Genomic DNA, 2214 nt, shown 5'->3' on the forward strand with positions numbered 1-2214 from the left:
CGCGTCATTGATATGGGCGTCAATCTCCTCCAGCCGCGCATTCCCCGGGCAGCTTGCGCGCATCTCCTCGCAGAAAGCCGCAAGGCCATCTGGGTTGTGCAGAGGCGCGCCTGGGCGGTCCCATTCGCCGCAGCCGCCAAGCGGCAACAGCAGCACGGTCTCGTCCTTGGCCTCCGCCAGCGCCCGGCCATGCGCACGGGCGACCGTGCGCACCCCGTCGGCATCCAGCACCACCGAGGAAATCAGCCGGTTATGCGCGTGGCTTGGCAGGTCGGCCCACTTCTCGGGGATGCCTCGCCATCCGGCCAGGTCCACCAGGTCATAGCAGCCAGTCGACACCAGCTGCGGAATGCCCGCCTTGCCAGCATTTGTCAGCCGGTCGGCCCCGGCGGTCACGTCCGAGCCGTGGGTATGGTTGCCAAGCTCCTGCGTGCAGAAATCGAAAACGGCGGCGAAAGCCCCCTGCTCGGCCAGCGATTCAAAGGCGCGCCCACCCATCCCGGTGGCGTGAAACACGGCGACTTCGAAACCGCGCGCCTCCAGTTCAGGCTTGAGGTAGACCATGTATTTCAGCGCCGACTTGCCAAGGCTGGTCATGCCAATGAGCGGCTTCGACCGATCCGGCGGCTCCACTGCCCGTGCAGCCCCAAGAACCGCGCCCGCCGCCTGGCTAAGCGAGGATTTGCAGACGGAATTCAACCCGTATAGCCCCCCGGCCCAGAGGATCATCTGGATATCGGCAGGCAGCCGCTCGGCGGGGATCAGGGTGGAAAAGGCCACGGTCGAAACGATGTATTTCGGCACGCCCAAAGGCAGGGCGCTGCACAGGTCGAGCGCCAGGTCCGTGCCCATGGAGCCGCCCAGAACCACCACCCCGTCGAAGCGCCCCTCGGCCCAGGCCCGCGCCGCCAGCGCCGCTGCGCCGCGCGCCATGATCTGCATGGCGGTGTTTTCGTCGCCCGAGGCAATGGCCGCGTCGATGCTGGACCCGCCCGCCTCGGCCACGTCATGCTTGGAAATATCCGTCGGCTGCGAGGGATCCCCCAGAACCGAGACATCCATGGTCAGCACGCCACCACCCTGCGCGCGGATGCGCTCGGCCATGTAGAGCAACTCGTCGTCCTTGGTGTCGTAGGTGCCCACCACCAGAATGGTCTTGTCCGCCATTGTCCCCCCGCTCAAAGCTGGATCCACGCCGTTTTCAGGTTTTCATATTTCGCCAGCGCGTGCAGCGACTTGTCGCTGCCATTGCCGGACTGGCCCACGCCGCCCAAAGGCACGGTCAGGTCCGACCCGCCATAGGTGTTCACATGCACCACGCCCGCACGAATAGCCCGGATCATCCGGTGCGCGCGGGATAAATCGCGCGTCCAGACGCCAGAAGACAGGCCGTAGTCGGTGCCATTGGCCAGCCTTATGGCCTCGTCTTCCGTCTTGAAGGGCGTCACCGCCAGAACCGGGCCGAAGACCTCGTTCTGTGCCAACCTTGTGTCGGGCGCGACCCCGGCCATGACCGTGGGGGCCATGTAGGTGCCGCCGGTTTCCGTCAGGATACGCCGGCCGCCGGTCAGCCTTTGCGCGCCCTCCGCCTCGGCCTCGTCCACGAAGCGCAGTTTCTGCGCCATCTGCCGTTCCGAGTGCACCGCGCCGATCTGGGTCTCCAGAGACAGCGGATCGCCGACCCTGAAGCTTTCTGCCGCCGCGACCAGAGCCGCGACGAACTCGTCATGGATGCTGTCCTCCACCAACAGGCGAGAGGCCGCGACACAGACCTGCCCCGCATTGCGGAAGATCCCCGCCGCCGAGACCTTGGCCGCCGTGGCCAGGTCCGGCGCATCGGCAAAGATCACGTTGGGCGACTTGCCCCCGAGCTCCAGGTAACAGCGCTTGAGATTGGACCGCGCGGAATAGTCCAGCAGTCGCCGCCCCGTCGCACCCGAGCCCGTGAAGGCCAGCACATCGATGCCCATGGAAAGCCCCATGGCCTCGCCCACCACCGGGCCTTCGCCCGTTACCACGTTCAGCACGCCCGGTGGCAGCCCTGCCTCCAGCGCCAGTGCGGCGATGCGCAGGAGCGTGAGCGAAGCGGTTTCCGCCGGTTTCAGCACCACCGAATTGCCCGCGGCCAGCGCAGGCGCCAGCTTCCACGCGCCGATCATCAGTGGGAAGTTCCACGGCACGATCGCGCCCACAACACCCACGGGCTCCCGGTGC

General features: G+C 66.8%; 2 protein-coding genes. Both read right to left on the reverse strand.

The genetic code is table 11. The features are described from left to right. Window positions 1–1167: Tm-1-like ATP-binding domain-containing protein (locus ACEQXV_RS16855; protein WP_370270121.1), on the reverse strand; the 1167-nt coding region annotated here is incomplete at its 3' end. 11 nt (window positions 1168–1178) lie between these two features. Then, window positions 1179–2214 (reverse strand): aldehyde dehydrogenase family protein (locus tag ACEQXV_RS16860; protein WP_370270122.1); only part of this gene is annotated, 1036 nt, incomplete at its 5' end.

Origin of the sequence: Nioella sp., assembly GCF_964229645.1 — a bacterium.
Lineage (GTDB): Bacteria > Pseudomonadota > Alphaproteobacteria > Rhodobacterales > Rhodobacteraceae > Nioella.